This is a genomic window from Agarivorans albus, assembly GCF_019670105.1.
Taxonomy (GTDB): domain Bacteria; phylum Pseudomonadota; class Gammaproteobacteria; order Enterobacterales; family Celerinatantimonadaceae; genus Agarivorans; species Agarivorans albus.
The window spans coordinates 1,852,351-1,868,094 of the sequence record NZ_AP023032.1; the positions used below are offsets into that span (position 1 = coordinate 1,852,351).

13 protein-coding genes are annotated in these 15,744 nt (G+C 43.1%); 12 read left to right on the forward strand and 1 reads right to left on the reverse strand.

The window, feature by feature from the left end; translation table 11 throughout:
• Positions 1-436 precede the first annotated feature (436 nt).
• The 4 genes from K5620_RS08535 (at position 437) to K5620_RS08550 (ending at position 3,552) form a co-directional block, all read left to right on the forward strand.
• Positions 437-1,447, forward strand: coding sequence for a patatin-like phospholipase family protein (locus K5620_RS08535; protein ID WP_016400571.1), 1,011 nt, complete (start codon positions 437-439; stop codon positions 1,445-1,447).
• A gap of 247 nt (positions 1,448-1,694) precedes the next feature.
• Positions 1,695-2,432, forward strand: a complete 738-nt coding sequence (locus K5620_RS08540; RefSeq protein WP_016400570.1) for a hypothetical protein — start codon at positions 1,695-1,697, stop codon at positions 2,430-2,432.
• Positions 2,433-2,543: 111 nt separating this feature from the next.
• Entirely contained in the window at positions 2,544-2,864 is a 321-nt protein-coding gene (locus K5620_RS08545; RefSeq protein WP_016400569.1) for a hypothetical protein, read from the forward strand.
• A gap of 142 nt (positions 2,865-3,006) precedes the next feature.
• The gene (locus K5620_RS08550) at positions 3,007-3,552 is read left to right on the forward strand and encodes a sugar O-acetyltransferase (RefSeq protein WP_016400568.1); all 546 of its coding nucleotides are present in this window, start codon (positions 3,007-3,009) and stop codon (positions 3,550-3,552) included.
• Positions 3,553-3,620: 68 nt separating this feature from the next.
• Here K5620_RS08550 and K5620_RS08555 read toward each other — a convergent pair whose 3' ends face one another.
• Positions 3,621-4,277, reverse strand: coding sequence for a class I SAM-dependent methyltransferase (locus tag K5620_RS08555; protein ID WP_016400567.1), 657 nt, complete (start codon positions 4,275-4,277; stop codon positions 3,621-3,623).
• Between the two features lie 235 nt (positions 4,278-4,512).
• On the opposite strand from K5620_RS08555, the gene K5620_RS08560 reads away from it, so the two are divergent.
• From K5620_RS08560 to K5620_RS08595, 8 genes are all read left to right on the forward strand, one after another.
• Entirely contained in the window at positions 4,513-4,848 is a 336-nt protein-coding gene (locus K5620_RS08560; protein WP_016400566.1) for a zinc ribbon domain-containing protein YjdM, read from the forward strand.
• A gap of 584 nt (positions 4,849-5,432) precedes the next feature.
• On the forward strand, positions 5,433-7,343 hold the full coding sequence (locus tag K5620_RS08565) for a methyl-accepting chemotaxis protein (protein WP_016400565.1): 1,911 nt from the start codon (positions 5,433-5,435) through the stop codon (positions 7,341-7,343).
• A gap of 221 nt (positions 7,344-7,564) precedes the next feature.
• Positions 7,565-7,927, forward strand: coding sequence for an STAS domain-containing protein (locus K5620_RS08570; RefSeq protein ID WP_016400564.1), 363 nt, complete (start codon positions 7,565-7,567; stop codon positions 7,925-7,927).
• Between the two features lie 21 nt (positions 7,928-7,948).
• On the forward strand, positions 7,949-8,773 hold the full coding sequence (locus K5620_RS08575) for an OmpA family protein (RefSeq protein WP_016400563.1): 825 nt from the start codon (positions 7,949-7,951) through the stop codon (positions 8,771-8,773).
• Between the two features lie 10 nt (positions 8,774-8,783).
• Positions 8,784-10,922: an SLBB domain-containing protein gene (locus K5620_RS08580; protein ID WP_016400562.1), complete on the forward strand. Its 2,139-nt coding sequence runs from the start codon at positions 8,784-8,786 to the stop codon at positions 10,920-10,922.
• Positions 10,923-10,962: 40 nt separating this feature from the next.
• Positions 10,963-11,661, forward strand: coding sequence for a P-loop NTPase family protein (locus K5620_RS08585; RefSeq protein WP_016400561.1), 699 nt, complete (start codon positions 10,963-10,965; stop codon positions 11,659-11,661).
• Position 11,662: 1 nt separating this feature from the next.
• Entirely contained in the window at positions 11,663-12,592 is a 930-nt protein-coding gene (locus tag K5620_RS08590) for a phosphate/phosphite/phosphonate ABC transporter substrate-binding protein (protein WP_246612319.1), read from the forward strand.
• Between the two features lie 31 nt (positions 12,593-12,623).
• Entirely contained in the window at positions 12,624-15,740 is a 3,117-nt protein-coding gene (locus K5620_RS08595) for a PAS domain S-box protein (protein WP_221077469.1), read from the forward strand.
• The last annotated feature ends 4 nt before the right edge of the window (positions 15,741-15,744 follow it).

Sequence of the window (15,744 nt, forward strand, 5' to 3'; positions counted from 1 at the left end):
TGAGTAAATGGCTTTTAGTAGAGTACACCCAACAGAATTATTCGCTCTCTACCCACTCTGTACAATCTAATAATTACGCCCCTCGAATAAAAGAGCTGATCAAATTTTGAACAACTTGTTGATGACTAAAAAGACTATAACTATTATTGATTATAGGTGCTAGCTATGTGCTGATTTTAACTGGTCTTTTGTTATCGGCACATGCTTGTTTCGCCGAGAAACTTACATAAGAGTATGGTCTGCACATTAGTTGCATTCCAACGCTTTAGTTGTGTGTCTAGTCTCGATTTGTGTCGACTAAGTACGATGTTTTGCGGAAGACCTATGTAAAACGAACTGTTCAATAAACTACGCACTTTCGACGCCGAACGGAGCGAGGGTTAGCCGTTGTATTTCTTAAAAACTATTCCTAGAAAAGTATTTGAGGAGAGTAAAAATGACAATGAGAATACTATCTATTGATGGAGGTGGCATAAGAGGGATATTGCCCGGCCAGATATTAGTGTCGCTTGAAGAAAAGCTAAAAATTAAATCCGGAGACCCTACCGTAAGAATAGGTGATTATTTCGATTTGGTTGCAGGTACAAGCACTGGTGCGATTCTAAGTGCTGCATATGTATGCCCTAGTGATGATGGTAGCCAAAGACCAAAGTTTTCTGCTCAGGAAGCTGTCAATTTCTATCTCGAAGATGGTGACGAGATTTTTGATGTCGGTTTCTGGCGGTCCATCGGAACAGTAGGTGGAGTTCGTGACGAAAAGTATTCAGCCGATGAGCTTGAGAGAGTACTGAAATCGGCCTTTGGAGATATAAAGCTCAGTGAGTTATTAAAACCAACTTGCCTCGTTTCATATGATGTGAAACGACGTATTCCCATCATTTTCAAACAGCATACCGCAATAGATAAAAAAAGAGACTTCAAGGTGAGAGATCTTTTGCGTGGCAGTACAGCTGCACCAACGTATTTTGAGGCTGCTCGTATTTACTCGTTACCCCCACTTAAACAAAAATATGTACTGATTGACGGGGGCATGGTTGCTAACGACCCAACTTTATCTGCTTATTCAGAGGCAATTAAATTTGAAGATGTTAGTGGTATTAAAGATATGATAATTGTCTCTATTGGTACAGGAAAGCAGTTAAAAGGCTATACCTACTCGGAAATTAAGGATTGGGGGCCTCTTGGTTGGGCAAAACCATCCATTGATATTGCCCTTGAAGGAGGGCCGCAGATGACAGAGTATTATTTGAATCAGATTGCTTCAACTGTTGATAACTCAAAATACTATAGGATTCAGCCAAACTTGTATGATGCCGATTCAGCATTGGATAATGCAACACCAGAGAACTTGGAAAATTTACGGGATGCAGGAATAAGAAATGCGGAAGCTTATGATGAGAAATTGGAAGAAATCGCAGAAATGCTAATAAATAGGGAAAAAAGTTAAGGCGCAGATAAACTGAATTTTGATTAGTAGCTTCATCTTTTAGTGGTCAACACAGTAAGCGACATCTGTGGTTTTTTGTGAACATCTAGTCCAATGAAAAACGTGCTAGATTTAGACATGTTGATTTCCCTTTCTGTTTAGACTCTGCATCTAACAGTATGGCCCTAGTTTGACTAACCCTCGATAAACGCAGGAGGTCGGCACTTTAACTGGGGAGCATTATGTCTATGCACTTTAGGAGAGTACAATGGATGAATCTAGAAAAGTACAATTGCAAGTTTCATTTGTTAGTGGCTTGGGGGGAGCAATCATTGCCGCTGCAGTTACATATTGGAGTGCTGTAGATAAATCAAAAAATGAAGCAATTTTAAATAAAGCATTAGCAGATTCTAAAGAGCAATATCTGGAGCAAATTAAAGACTCGATAGGTAATATAGCGAGAGCTGAAGCTAATGCTGAAACTGCTGCCATAAATGCGCAAAAGCTGATTTCAAATTTAACAGCTCAAGAAGAAAGGGCAAACTTAATACTTTCAAAGTTATCTACTATAGAAAAAGATTCTAGCAATCAAGTCGTAGAGTTAAATGACAACAATATGGAAAAATTACAAAAAGGGCTAGCTTCAGAATATGAAAAATTTCAGATGCCCTCTGGAGCTGTGATTTCATTTAATTTAGCGAGATGTCCAAAAGGCTGGAAAGAATTTGAACCTGCTTATGGACGTTTTGTCCGAGGTATAGATAAAACAGGGCGAATAGATCCTGACGGCGTTCGCTTGTCTGGTAATATCCAAAATGATATGTTTTCTCAACACGACCATGGTGGCAACTATTCTTTTTTTCAACCAGCAGGTGCAGGTGGTGCAGATCATAAAAACTTAATGATTCAAGGTGGCGTTGGGGCTCAATCTTTTAAACTACAATCTAATGGCGGTATAGAGACTAGGCCTAAAAATGTTGCTCTTTTATATTGCGAAAAGCAGTAAAGTGCAAAACAATCGCTTCAAAAAGGCCGTAAAAAGCTTGGCTGCGTCACTTCGTTCCTAATTTTAGCCAAACATTTTATGCCTGTTAAGCGGGCGTTAAGTTTCACAATTATGTATAGCTTGAAAGATATTAAAGAAAGATCCGAATCAGAGGATGAGTTAGTTGTTGGTTACTCCGATGCAATAAAGCTGCTAGATATTTTCGAACAAAATAATACGCAAGCGCATGGCTGGGAAGGCTGGCTTAAATCTGAAGATGGTAAACTTAGCCATTCTCAAAAATATCAGGGAACCAGTGATCTCTCAGCTTTGCCAAACACATCAGCAATATCTCTTATAAAAAGCACTATCATGCGGGCTCATGCAGAGTGGCAAGAAAAGCCGGAAGTAAGTAATGCCTGTTTGTTGTTCTGCATTACTATTAATACCTAGTGAATCAATTGTTGTTGCCTCATAGCTGAGCTGCAGCGCATTGACCGTAGCTGCCGTATAGCTGCATTGGTGTGGCTTGTCCCACTTTTTCATTTTTCCATTTTGCTACAATGGACAATCGGTAATAGCTATTGGAAGTGCAATGAGCGAGTTTGAGAATATGTGCTTAGGGAGGGAGTATGATGCTGATAGTCCTGAACTTACTCAAATTAGAAATAAAGCATTTGAGTTACTCCAACAGATCAATCAACGACAGTTTGAAGCTGCCAAACCTTATGTTGCTGAGCTATTAGCGCATTTAGGTAAGGGCAGTATTATTTGCCCACCTTTTTTATGTGAATACGGCAAGACCATTTCTGTGGGTGACAATACCTATATTAATATGGGGGTTACGATGCTAGACAACGCTCCTGTTAAAATTGGTAACAATGTACTTATTGGCCCAAATACGCAGTTTTATACTCCAACTCACCCCTTAGACTATCAGCGTCGTAGGACATGGGAGGTTAAGTCTTTGCCAATTACGGTGGAAGATGATGTGTGGATTGGTGGCAATGTTGTTGTTTGCCAAGGCGTAACTATTGGGGCTCGCTCTGTTGTGGCAGCAGGCTCGGTTGTTACAAAAAATGTAGACCCGGATTCTCTTGTTGGAGGCATGCCTGCAAAACGCATTAGAGCTCTAGTTTAGTCACGAACAAGCAATTAGCTGTTTAAGAGTACTAAAGGCTCGTCGAGCTTTCGCAATGCGATTGTTGCTTATTGCGCTCGCTTAAAGGTTAAAATATACCCTTTAAAAACTTCATCAATGTAGTCGGTATGTACGGGTTTGGCATGGCTTGATGTGTAGCCAAATTCAACCATTTTTGCGCTTAGCTTACTTTTTCGGCCACGTCCTGGATCAACAATAATTACTTCGCTGGAAGGCTTTGAGTGGTCGTTAATGAAGTTAGCCAGTTGGTCTATATGTTCATTCTCGTAGAGTAAATCGCTACCAATTATCACATCGAACAGCCCTAGGGTGTCGTGTTCATCTGCCCAGCCAACTCTTTCATAGTTAATGCTTTTGTCGCCATTTAGTTTGGTATTCCTGTTGAGAAAGGTTTCAACCTCGGGGTGATAATCGGTGGCGGTAATATTGGCAAGTTGTTTGTTTAACAATAAACTGCTGAGTCCGATACCGCAGCCTACTTCTAATATTCTTTTGGTACCTGTGTCATAGTCGGCCATGTAGTGGGCGAGCACAAAGCTTGAAGGCCAAACTACACCAAATATTGGCCAAGAGGCAGAGCTTATACCGAGTTTTTCGGCAATGCCTGTTGGGTCGTGAAACTCTTGTCTATTGCGTAAGGTGCACAGGTGTATATCGGTCTTTCCAAACTCAACCGTTTGGTAGGATAGGCGTAATTTTGTCATTAGGCTGTCTCAACAAATAAATGAGCGCTAAGCCAGGTATCGGTGATAAATGACAAAACGAGATGTTTTCTCTAGGGTATAGCAGTTTGCTTAAATGGCAATGTATTTAACAAAGTAATCAATATTTTAGTGTTGTTGCGCAATGAAGTTCCGATAAAATTGGTAGTACCTACTCGCTCTTGGCGCGCACGATCAGTATCATGTTTGCTAAGTAAAATTTAAGAAGTTTAAAGAGATGTCATTTCCCGCTTGCCCCAATTGCCAATCTGAATATGTTTATCTAGATCAAAGCCAGCTTATATGCCCAGAATGCGCCTTTGAATGGAACCCCGATGAAGTTGCAGAAGCAGAGAAGGTGGTTGTTAAAGATGCCAATGGCACTTTGTTGGCCGAAGGGGATAAAGTTACTTTGGCTAAAGATCTTAAAGTAAAAGGCAGTTCTTTGGTGCTAAAGATTGGCACTAAAGCGGTGATTAAACGCATGGCCAATGGCAAAGATCACCAGTTAGATTGCAAAGTAGATGGCGCTGGCGACATGATGGTAACCGCTCAGTTTGTTAAAAAATCTTGATGGTTTTAGCTAGGGTCTGTTGATCTTTGCTGAAGGTTTTTGCAGCAATTTATTAGCCATTTAGCCAAGGCTGTGAGTGTGCAGTTAAGTGGGCTTAATAATCACTCGCTAACGCTGAATAAATGGCTAAGAAATGCTGCCCGAAGGGGTCGGATATGCGAACTTTACTCTTTGTTAAGCACTTCTTGCTTAGCCCACTAGGCTTCTAAGTGCTCGCCGCGATTAAAGCCCGCTTATCATGAATAATATTTCAACACCAAAGATCAACAGACCCTAATACTTCGCTTAGATAAAGGCGCTGCCGGATACTGAAATAATTTATACGCTCAATCTATCGGCTGGGCGTTCCTTTCCTCATTTTTCGTGTTTGTGCGTCTTAAGGCTCTTAAGTTGGTAGTGCTACTTAAGCAGCATTTTGCACATATTTTATTTAGTTAAATTGGTGTAATTGAGTGACGAATGCGTGTTTTTTTGAAGCCTTTTGGTAGTCGCTAAGCGAAGTTTAATTTTGTTGAAGTACCTAACATTAATCTTTACTTATTTGTAATACATTAAGTTATAAAATATTACAAAAGGTGAAAAGGATGAATCGCTTTGGCTTTAAATCAAGCTTGTTGTCGGCAATGGCATCTATGCTTGTTTTATCTCTACTTGTAACAAGTTACCTCTCATACACACTGATCAAAGATCAAATAACCGATAGTTTACTTCGTGATATTCATCATACGATTGATCAAAAAACTCAAGAGATTGAAACCTCTTTTCAGCGCACAACTGACGCAGTAACTCAGTTAGCAAAGCTCTATCAGGAAAAGGATATTGGCGATAACCACGTAGCCATGACCGAATATACCGCCCGCTTAGGTGGAGTGTATAAAGTAATTATTGGTTTTGATGATGGCTCGTCGTTTGTTTCTAGGGCTTCTGAGTCGTTTCCTAATGGTGTTGGTCGCTTAGACAAATACGACCCACGTACACGGCCTTGGTACCAAGCTGCTAAACGAAATAGCGGCTTGTCGCTAAGCGACGTGTTTTTTACTCGTAGTGATGGTGTGCCAATGATGGGGGTAATGCATCCGATTAAAGATGGCATCATTATGGCCGATTTACGTTTTGACCACTTACAAGAACAGTTGAGCTCGTTAGGCGAAATAGCTGGAGCAACGGGCTTGGTATTAGACAAAAGTGGCTTAGTGTTGGCCTCTACCAATGAGCAAGTAAAACAGAAAGACAACATTGCCGATGTTGAAGTGTTTGCCGGCGTTTACCAAAGCCTTATAGGCAAAGAGCAAGCAATACAAACCGCCGAGGTGGGTGGACAAACTACCTTGTTTGTTAGCCAGCAAGTGAAGCTGCTGGGTGATGATGAGTGGTACGTAATGATTACGGTAGATGAGGCAACGGCCTTTGCGCCGCTTAAAGCCACAAGCTACAAAATGGCCAGCATTATTGCAGCCGCAACATTGGTGTCAGTGATAATTTTACTGTTTGTGTTAAACCAGCTTTATCAACCGATTATTAAGTTACGCAACTTGGTAACCGAACTCGGCCAAGGTAGTGGCGATTTAACTCAGCGTTTAGAAGTTAAAACTGATGATGACATTGGCATTATTGCCAAGGGTATCAACGGTTTTATTGCTCAATTGCAAACCATGTTGTTAGAAATAAACGCTGCCCGCTCTAAGCTATCTTCAGGCATAGATACTTTAGATCAGCACAGCAAAAGTAGCAGTGACATTTTGCAACAACATACCAACGAGACTACGCAGATTGTTGCAGCCATTGAGGAGTTGTCGAATACCGCAGAATTAGTGGCTGGCAATACTTCAGCCGCGGCTAAATACACCACTGAGGCAAACCAAAGTGGCGAAGACTCGGTCCAAACCATTAAATCTACTCAACAAAAAATTGAAGCTTTAGCCAGTGAAATTCATGAAACCTCTAGCAATGTAGAGAACATGAATAATGAAACTTCGAGTATTCAAAACATTGTCGAGGTGATTGGTAGCATTGCAGAGCAAACCAACTTGCTTGCACTAAATGCTTCTATTGAAGCGGCAAGAGCAGGTGATCAAGGTCGCGGCTTTGCGGTAGTGGCCGACGAGGTGAGAGCCTTAGCAAGCCGTACTCAAAGTAGTACCAGCGAAATAGAGCAGGCCTTAGCCAAGCTTAAGCAAGAAGCCAGCTTGGTGGTATCGTCGATAGGTAGCACCGAACATACTTGTTCAGATACCGTAGAAGAGGCGGATAAAACCTCAACCAGCTTGCAAAAATTGGGTGATTTTATTCATCAAATTAATGAGCTAAATAGTCAGGTTTCTACCTCTGCCAGCGAACAGAACATTGTGATTCAAGAAATTAACCGGAGCATGCATCAAATTCACGATATGGTTGAAAAGCTAAACAGTGAAGGGCAAAGCCAGCGTAGTGAAACTCAAAACATTGCGGCAATTAACCATGAGTTAGGCACTATGATTAGCCAATTTAAACTCTAGCTTGTTTGTGCCATTAAACGCCCAAGCCAAGTGCTTGGGCGTTTAACTATTAGACTGGCAGTTACCCGCAAATTGCAATTTGCGAAATCAGAATATTTCTTAATTTTAAAACCCTCCTTATTACTCATTTTTATATATATGCCTTTGTATTTATTGAATATTTTTAGTTTGGCATAAAACTCGCTTTATAAGTCTTGAAATCAAGAATTGTGGAGCGAATTATGAAAATGCAACTAACTACTTCAAACCAAGGAAACCTTACCGCTTCAATTGTTGGCGCATTTGATGCTGAGTCTTGCGCCGAGCATAAAGCAGCCTTCGAAGGTATTTGCGCCGATGCAGCCAGCAAATTGGTGATTGTGAATATGAGCCAAGTAGAGTTTTTAGATGCATCTGGCATTGGCGCCTTGGTATTTATGTTTAAACGCATTAATGCGGCAGGCGGTCAACTAGTGTTACTTGGCGCTCAACAACAGCCTCGAGATTTGCTGGTTATGCTTCGTGTAGACCACATCATTACCATGATTGATACGCTACCTAGCCAAAATCATACCACTGATACTTTACCTTCAATCGCCGCTTAAGCTGAGCCTCAGGAGCCTATTATGCGTAGCATTATCATCCCCGTATTGTTAACCATGACCACAGCTTGTACCGCCTGGCCAGAACAAGGACGCGGTGGTTTTGCCGAGCATCAACACGCTATCTTGGCTTGGATGGACGGTGACACTGGCACTACCGATCTTCGCGAGCTAGGCCCCGAACATGGCCTGCAATTTGAAGCTGTATTAGTAAAACACCAGTTAGATTTATTGGTGCTTGAAGGGGCAGAGTTATGTTTCCCTGCTTCGGTTACACAAGCTCGTATGCAACAACAGCGCATATTGCGCGAACTAGAAGGTGGGCTAACTTTTGATGCCGCCAACGATATTGAAATTCAGCAGCATTTTTTAAATATGTTGGAAAAACGTTTGGACCGGGTAACCGAGAGTGGCGCTTGCCAAACCGACCGTTTAGGACATATTCAGTCTTCACAATTAATGGTAAGCATTAGCGATGCATTAAACAGCAATAATCAATTTGCTTTTGACTCTAGCGAGCTTACGCCTGCTTACCAAGATCAGCTTCGTAATCTAACGCCAATTATCGCAGCCAGTAAGGTATCGCTAATTATCACTGGGCATAGCGATAGCAAGGGCGATGACAGTTACAAACAGCGTTTATCTTTAGCCCGCGCCCAGGCCGTAGCCGAGTTTATGACCGAACTAGGCATGAACGAACAGCTAATCGAAGTGGCTGCCGTAGCCGACTCACAACCCTATTTAGAAGGTAACAGCGATGCTGTTCGCCATTCTAACCGCCGCGTTACCATCAGTGTTATTGATGCTGACAGCAACATCCTCGCTCAGCACGCTTTGCGTGTTAAATAAGGAGCTTGTCATGAAATTCTTTAAATTGTGTAAGTACATAGTGGCAGCATGGATGTTGTTTGGTTTTGTATTAAGTATTGTATTTAGCGCTCAAGCGCATGCAGCTAAACCTCAAGTGCAAGCGGGTGATGTAGTAAGAATTATTCTCCCTGGAGAAGCTTCGCTTGATAAGAATTTTGAAGTAGGGCGCAACGGCCGTTTAATTTTGCCAGAAGTTGGCCCAATCATGGTATCGGGTTTTACCGAAGCGCAAATGCAAGAAAAGATTAAGCGCGAATTGTCGAAAGCTTACCGTGACCTTGCTGGCCTAAAAGTATTGTTAGAAGAACGCCGTATTCGCATTAGTGTGCTGGGCTTTGTGGGCCAACCGGGTGAAGTAGTACTGGCACAAGGTGCTGGTGTGCAAATGGCGATTCAAGCCGCAGGTGGTTTACGCTCTGGTGCGCAATTAGACCGCATGCAACTGCGCCGCGAGAGCTTAGATGAAACGCAAGTATTTAACTATAAACGCTACTTAGATTCTGGCGATTTAAGTGTTCTGCCAGAGCTTGAATCTTTAGATGTATTGTTTGTTCCTGCCTCACCTAAAATTGGCAATGTAGCAGTAGATTTTGACCCAAAAGCCTTAAACGATAAAGGTGACGCCGCTGAAGATCGCACTGCAGTAAAAGTATTTGGTGAAGTATATAACCCAGGTAGCTTTTCCTTTAAAGAGTCTGCCTCGTTAGTTGATATGCTAATGCGAGCAGGTGGTGTGACTCGCTACGCCAGTGTTGAACAGATCCGCGTTATCATCAACGGTGACCCGCAACTATTTAATTTAAAACGCTATTTAGATACCGGCGATAGCCAGATGATGCCCCGTTTAAGCGCTGGCACCACTATTTTTGTACCTAAGCAAGAAGAAGAGATTAAAGCGGGCGCCAACACCGTGTATGTAATGGGTGAAGTATTTAAGCCCGGTGCTTACGAAGGTAATAAATCTGCTGGCTTTTTAGATGTGCTAGCTAACTCTGGTGGCCCAACCCGTTTTGCCGAAACTCGCCAAATTCGAGTGATTCGTAGCAATGGTTCGGTAGAGCGTTTTGACTTGCAATCGTTTACCGAAGGCCGAATCTCTCAGTTACCAGAAATAGCCGCTGGCGATGCGATTTTCATCCCAGAGAAAACCGATTTAAATGAAAAGTCGTGGACTAAAGTATCGCCTAATCGCGCGGTGAAGGTGATGGGTGAAGTTAATCGTCCTGGTCGTTTTGAATGGGCAAACGAGATGAACCTTATGGATTTGTTGGCTCATGCAGGTGGCCCTAAACCCAATGCCGATATGGCTAAAATTACCGTGTTGTTTAGCGATTCAAACGGCAATACTCGTTCGGTTAACTTTGACTTAAACGCTTACCTAAACGGCGAAATTAGTAATAACAGCATGCCACGCATCGTAGCGGGTACCACGATTATGGTGCCGCAATTGCCAGACGACCCAAGCGACAACAAATCACAATGGGTGCGTCAGCGCTCTGAAGATTCTATCTACGTATTTGGTCAAGTAGTTGCACCTGGTCGCTACCGTTTTGACCCTAGCATGCACTTCCTAGACATTTTGGCTGCGGCCGATGGCCCAGCGGAGCAAGCAGACATTAGCAATGTGCGAATTAGTCATCGCAATGGCAAGCACTCTCGCGTGTCTAAATTAGATTTAGCGATGTACTTTGAAACCGGTGATGAGTCCTTACTGCCAAACGTAGTACCTGGTGATTCTATCTACATTCCAGAAAAAGACCGTAACTGGTTGTCGGAGAAAAAAGAGCGCACCGTGCGCGTACTTGGCTCGGTGAACAAGCCTGGTCGTTACCGCTTTAACGATGACATGACGCTATTAGACTTGTTAGCCGAAGCGGGTGGTGTTGATAACGATGGCTTCCCAGAAAAGATTACCGTAGTGAACTTGTCTTGCTGTAAAGACCAAGCCCGCACCTTCAATTTACTTGAGTTTTCTAAAACCGGTGACTTTGGCATGTTGCCTGTGATTCGCGCTGGCGACACTGTGTATATTCCATCACGTGAAGAGAGCGGCTGGCATAAGGCCCGCCAAGGCATGGAAGATGTGTTCCGCATTGTCACCATTAGCGCGCTGTTAGGTTTTCTATAAGCCTTTGCACCACTAAATTAGCCGATTACTGGAGTTTTATATGATTAGCTTACCGTCAACTTATCAAGAACTAGAGCGAGTGTATCAACGCTTACCGGTGAAACAGCATTCTTGCATTGGTGTGAGTGCTAGCCAGCCAGAAGAGGGCGTTTCTACTTTAGTTGATGCCATTGCAAGGCGTGCAGCCGGAGCTGGCCGAAGCGTACTAGTTGTGGATTTTAACCTGCATCATCCCCGCCATTTTGATGTGCCAGTGTTCGATTTAGGCTGGGATCGCGGCAAAGTGCTTGGGGTGATTAAAGACCAACAGTCTGGCGTAGATTATCTGCCAGTACCAATGGACAAAGTGAGCTTAGTGCAGCTAAGAGAACCTGGTGCTATCGAGCAGTGGGTAGAGCAATGGAAGGAAAGTTATCAGCTGGTGTTGTTTGATACTTCGGCGATCAATCAAACCAATAGCGGCAACCTTCATGCAGCTCGAGCTTTATCGGCGTGTGATGCCAGCATTATCACCATGATGGCAGGTGTTACTTCTCGGCCTGCTTTTGAATCGGCCATTAACGATCTTAGCCTTGAAGATATTCGCCTACTCGGGGTTGTGATGAACGATCGCTTTAATCCAAGTTTAAAAAATGAGTTATTGAGAGAAACTTCACGAATTACCGACATGTTTCCTCGTTTCAAGGGGTATCTGCAAAGAATTCTCGTTAACTCTCAACTACTTTCAATAAGGATATGATATGTTTTTCATAATACAAACGGCGAAAGGAAGTCGCGTTCCATTGAGTAAACAGCAACAAGAATTGTTTGAGCTAAAAAACAAGCAATATAAGGCCAAACGCCGTATGCAAATAAAAGTTACGGTGTTGTTAGTATGTTTATTGCTGGTGATTTTTGCCGCTCTTATGTCAAAGGCTGAGGCAAAAACCTATACCTTTGGCATTGTGCCGCAGCAATCAGCTACCCGTTTGGCGCTGCAATGGAGTCCGCTTTTGGAGGCCGTTAGCCAGTATAGTGGTCATTTCTTAGAATTTAAAACCGCACCAAGTATTGCTGAGTTTGAAAAGCGCTTAGCTCAAGGGCAATACGACTTTGCCTATATGAATCCTTATCATTACCAGGTTTATTCAGAGCAACCTGGTTACCGAGCTTTCGCAAAATCAAAAGATAAAAAACTTAGTGGTATTATTGTGGTAAGTAAAGAATCTGATACTACTATCAATAATGTGCGTGACTTGGATTCTCAATCAATGGCTTTTCCTGCACCCAATGCATTTGCCGCTAGTGTGGTGCTTAGAGGTTACTTAGCTCAACAAGAAATTGATTTTAATCCGTTTTATGTTGGGTCGCATGACTCGGTTTATCGAGCTGTAGCTGCGGGTTTATATCCTGCCGGCGGGGGGATTCCGCGCACTTTTCAAAGTAGCACGGTTAAAGACCAATTACGCATATTATGGGAGTCGCCAGGGTTTACACCTCATGCTATCGCGGCACACCCCAATGTGGAAGCGCCAGTGTTAGCCGCTGTGCAGCAAGCTTTTCTTAGTATGGGGCAAGATGAAGCGCAACAAAGCTTACTTAAAGCCTTAAATATGAAAGGTTTTGTTGCCGCCGAAGATGCCGAGTGGGATGATGTGAGAGAGCTTGGGATAGGCGATACCCACCACTAATAGACCTTAGCAACAAGGATGAAACGACGCGATGACATTTAGCTTTAAGGCAAAAACAGTTCTGGGCGTCGCTTTAATTGAAGCCGTGCTGTTAGGCGTGTTGGTGTATAGCAGTATTGGCTGGCTGTATGATTCTAACGAACTGCAAGTTGAGCAGCACAGTAGAATGATGTCCTCTCTGTTTGCCTCTACCACTAAAAACGCCATTATCACTACCGATTTAGCCACCCTCGATAGCCTTACCAGTGAATTCTCCGCACAAAAAGACATTGCCTACGTCATAATCAAAGACCAAAACGATCGTTTGTTATCAAAGGCAGGCGTAGATCCCTTATCTAACCCTAGAGATAACCCCGACTTAGGAGACCATGAGCACAGCGTATTTGTTACCGAAAATGTCGTAGAGATTGGTGGGCGAATATACGGAAACATAGAAATAGGTGTTTATGACCATGGCCTGCATGGCCTAATTTCTGAAGCGAGCTCTTTTGGGGTAAGTATCGCTTTATTGGAAATAGCTTTAGTGGCGCTGTTTTCGTTTTTGTTGGGCTCTTACCTTACTCGCCAGCTGGGCGACTTAAGAGATGCCGCCAAAACTATTACTCAAGTTGGACCGGGTATTCAACTTAAAGTGAAAGGCAAGGATGAGATATCCGAGGTATCAAACGCGTTTAACACCATGTCAGCTGCGCTGGAAAAGTCCCATATCGAGTTTAAGCAAGCCATTGAAACACAAGAAAAGCTAGCCTTAGAGCTTAAGCAAAACCAATCAATTTTAAAGGCAACCATCGCTTCTGCAATGGATGCCGTTATTACCACCGATAGACACGGCCATGTATTAGAATTTAGCCAAAGTGCTGAACGAATTTTTGGTTATAGCCGAGATGAAATCGTGGGTGAAGAACTTGCGAGTTTTCTGGTACCAGAAGCATTTCGTGAAGCGCACCGTCAAGGCCTTAAGCATTTTAGAAAAACCGGTGAAGCGCCAGTATTAGGCCAGCGCTTAGAGTTACCCGCTATGCATAAAGAAGGACATGAGTTTCTTTCGGAGTTAACGATTAGTTCTGTAGAAGTGGGTGACGATACTGTATTTACCGCGTTTATGCGTGATATTTCAGACAAAAAACGCACTGAACAAGAGCTGCAATTAGCCGCCGAAGCCTTTGATGCTAACGAAGCTATTTTTATTACTAATCAACATGCCGAAATTGTGCGGGTTAACCAAGCTTTTACCCGTATTACGGGTTATAGCGCTGAGGAAGCCTTAGGCCAAACCCCTTCAATATTAAGTTCTGGCGAGCACGATAAAGCGTTTTTCGACAATATGTGGCAACACCTCAAGCAAGATGGAGTGTGGTCGGGCGAAATTGTTAACCTTCGAAAAAATGGCGAACGTTTACCAGAGTGGTTAAGTATCTCGTCGGTGAAAAATCCAGAAGGTGAAATTACTCATTATGTGGCTCATTTTACTGATTTAAGTGAACAAAAAGCAGTGGAACAATCACTAGAGCGAGCCAAGCATGATGCAGAAGCCGCCAGCTTAGCTAAAAGCCGGTTTTTAGCTAGCATGAGCCACGAGATCCGCACCCCGTTAAATGCCATTATCAACATGTATCAAATACTTAAAGAAACCGATTTGAGCTTGGAGCAACAGGGTTTTGTTGATACTGGAAATGAGGCCGGACATACACTAATGGCCTTGGTGAATAATGTATTAGATTTTTCTAAAATTGAGGCTGGTCAGTTAGAGTTTAACAACGAGTGGTTCTCGGCCACCGATACCTTAGAAAGCATCGTTAAGTTATTTAATACCACGGCTCAGCAAAAGGCTCTGAAGTTTGAGTTAGATGTGGCGGATGAAATACTGCCTGAGTATTTTGGTGAGCCATTGCGCTTTAGGCAAATTGTATTCAACTTAATGGGGAACGCGGTTAAATTTACCTCCAAGGGCGGAGTGAGCTTGGGGTTAAAAGCAACCCAACCTTATGGTGTAGAGCTTACTGTTAGTGACACTGGTATTGGTATAAGTAAAGAAGATAAAGAGCGCTTATTTGAAGAGTTTTATCAAGTGGACAGTGGTGCTACCAAACGTTATTCCGGTACCGGATTAGGCTTAGCAATTACCCGCCAATTAGTTGAGAAGATGGGCGGTGAGGTGAGCGTAGACAGTGAAGTAGGGCGCGGCACTACATTTACGGTAAATCTGCCCTTTAGAGGTCGCCATGCACCAGTGATTCAATTAGATGATATGGCGGAACAAACAGAGCCTGAGCAATCTGTAGTAGAAGATGCCAGAGTACTGTTGGTTGAAGACAGCGCTATGAACCGTGCGGTAGTGACCCAAGTACTTAAAGATTTTGTTAAAGAGTTAAGCTGCGCTGAAAATGGTCAAGTTGCTGTTGAGCTTTGCGAGCACAATGAATACGACGTGATTCTTATGGATATGGCAATGCCCGTAATGGACGGCTTAGCTGCAACTCGTGCCATTCGAGCAGCCAGTGGGCCTAATCAAGAAACTCCGATTTTGGCGATGACTGCCAATGCCTTTGCCGAAGATAAACAAGCCTGTTTTTCTGCAGGTATGAACGATTTTATCACTAAGCCTATCGACATCCCCTTGTTAAGGGCTAAACTGGTTCAGTGGTATAGCGAAGCACCAATTCGCTCGCAGCTCAGTGAGCCACTTATATCAACGATACCAGAGCAAACAACTGCTAGTAATAACGCTGATAAACCTAAGGCGAACTTGCAGGCTGTTTCAGAGACAAAAACAGCAGCGGTGCTAGAACAAGACTTAAGTGTGTTGGTTGATAAAAAAGTGCTCGAGCAGTTGGTAAAAGATGCCGGAACAGAGGCGCTACCGTTGATGCTTTCTTTGTTATATCAAGAAACTGAGCAGCAGAGGGTAACCATTAAACAAGCTTTTGAAGAGCAGCTTTTTGACGACGTAGCATTAGCCGCTCATACCCTAAAGGGCAATGTAGCCACTTTTGGTGGCGAGCGTTTGAGGCAACTAGCATTAGCGATTGAAATAGCCGGTAAAGCATCGGACGCAGAAGCATTAGCCAATACTGTGCCGCAGTTAGACAATGCCGTAGAGCAAACAATTAACGCCATTAAACAGTTTGAAAAAACAGTGTGCGCTTAAGGAG

Bases quoted from the DNA above. Each gene is read 5' to 3' on its own strand.
- K5620_RS08535 (WP_016400571.1), top strand. From the start codon at position 437: ATGACAATGAGAATACTATCTATTGATGGAGGTGGCATAAGAGGGATA.
- K5620_RS08540 (WP_016400570.1), top strand. From the start codon at position 1,695: ATGGATGAATCTAGAAAAGTACAATTGCAAGTTTCATTTGTTAGTGGC.
- K5620_RS08545 (WP_016400569.1), top strand. From the start codon at position 2,544: ATGTATAGCTTGAAAGATATTAAAGAAAGATCCGAATCAGAGGATGAG.
- K5620_RS08550 (WP_016400568.1), top strand. From the start codon at position 3,007: ATGAGCGAGTTTGAGAATATGTGCTTAGGGAGGGAGTATGATGCTGAT.
- K5620_RS08555 (WP_016400567.1), bottom strand. From the start codon at position 4,277: ATGACAAAATTACGCCTATCCTACCAAACGGTTGAGTTTGGAAAGACC.
- K5620_RS08560 (WP_016400566.1), top strand. From the start codon at position 4,513: ATGTCATTTCCCGCTTGCCCCAATTGCCAATCTGAATATGTTTATCTA.
- K5620_RS08565 (WP_016400565.1), top strand. From the start codon at position 5,433: ATGAATCGCTTTGGCTTTAAATCAAGCTTGTTGTCGGCAATGGCATCT.
- K5620_RS08570 (WP_016400564.1), top strand. From the start codon at position 7,565: ATGAAAATGCAACTAACTACTTCAAACCAAGGAAACCTTACCGCTTCA.
- K5620_RS08575 (WP_016400563.1), top strand. From the start codon at position 7,949: ATGCGTAGCATTATCATCCCCGTATTGTTAACCATGACCACAGCTTGT.
- K5620_RS08580 (WP_016400562.1), top strand. From the start codon at position 8,784: ATGAAATTCTTTAAATTGTGTAAGTACATAGTGGCAGCATGGATGTTG.
- K5620_RS08585 (WP_016400561.1), top strand. From the start codon at position 10,963: ATGATTAGCTTACCGTCAACTTATCAAGAACTAGAGCGAGTGTATCAA.
- K5620_RS08590 (WP_246612319.1), top strand. From the start codon at position 11,663: ATGTTTTTCATAATACAAACGGCGAAAGGAAGTCGCGTTCCATTGAGT.
- K5620_RS08595 (WP_221077469.1), top strand. From the start codon at position 12,624: ATGACATTTAGCTTTAAGGCAAAAACAGTTCTGGGCGTCGCTTTAATT.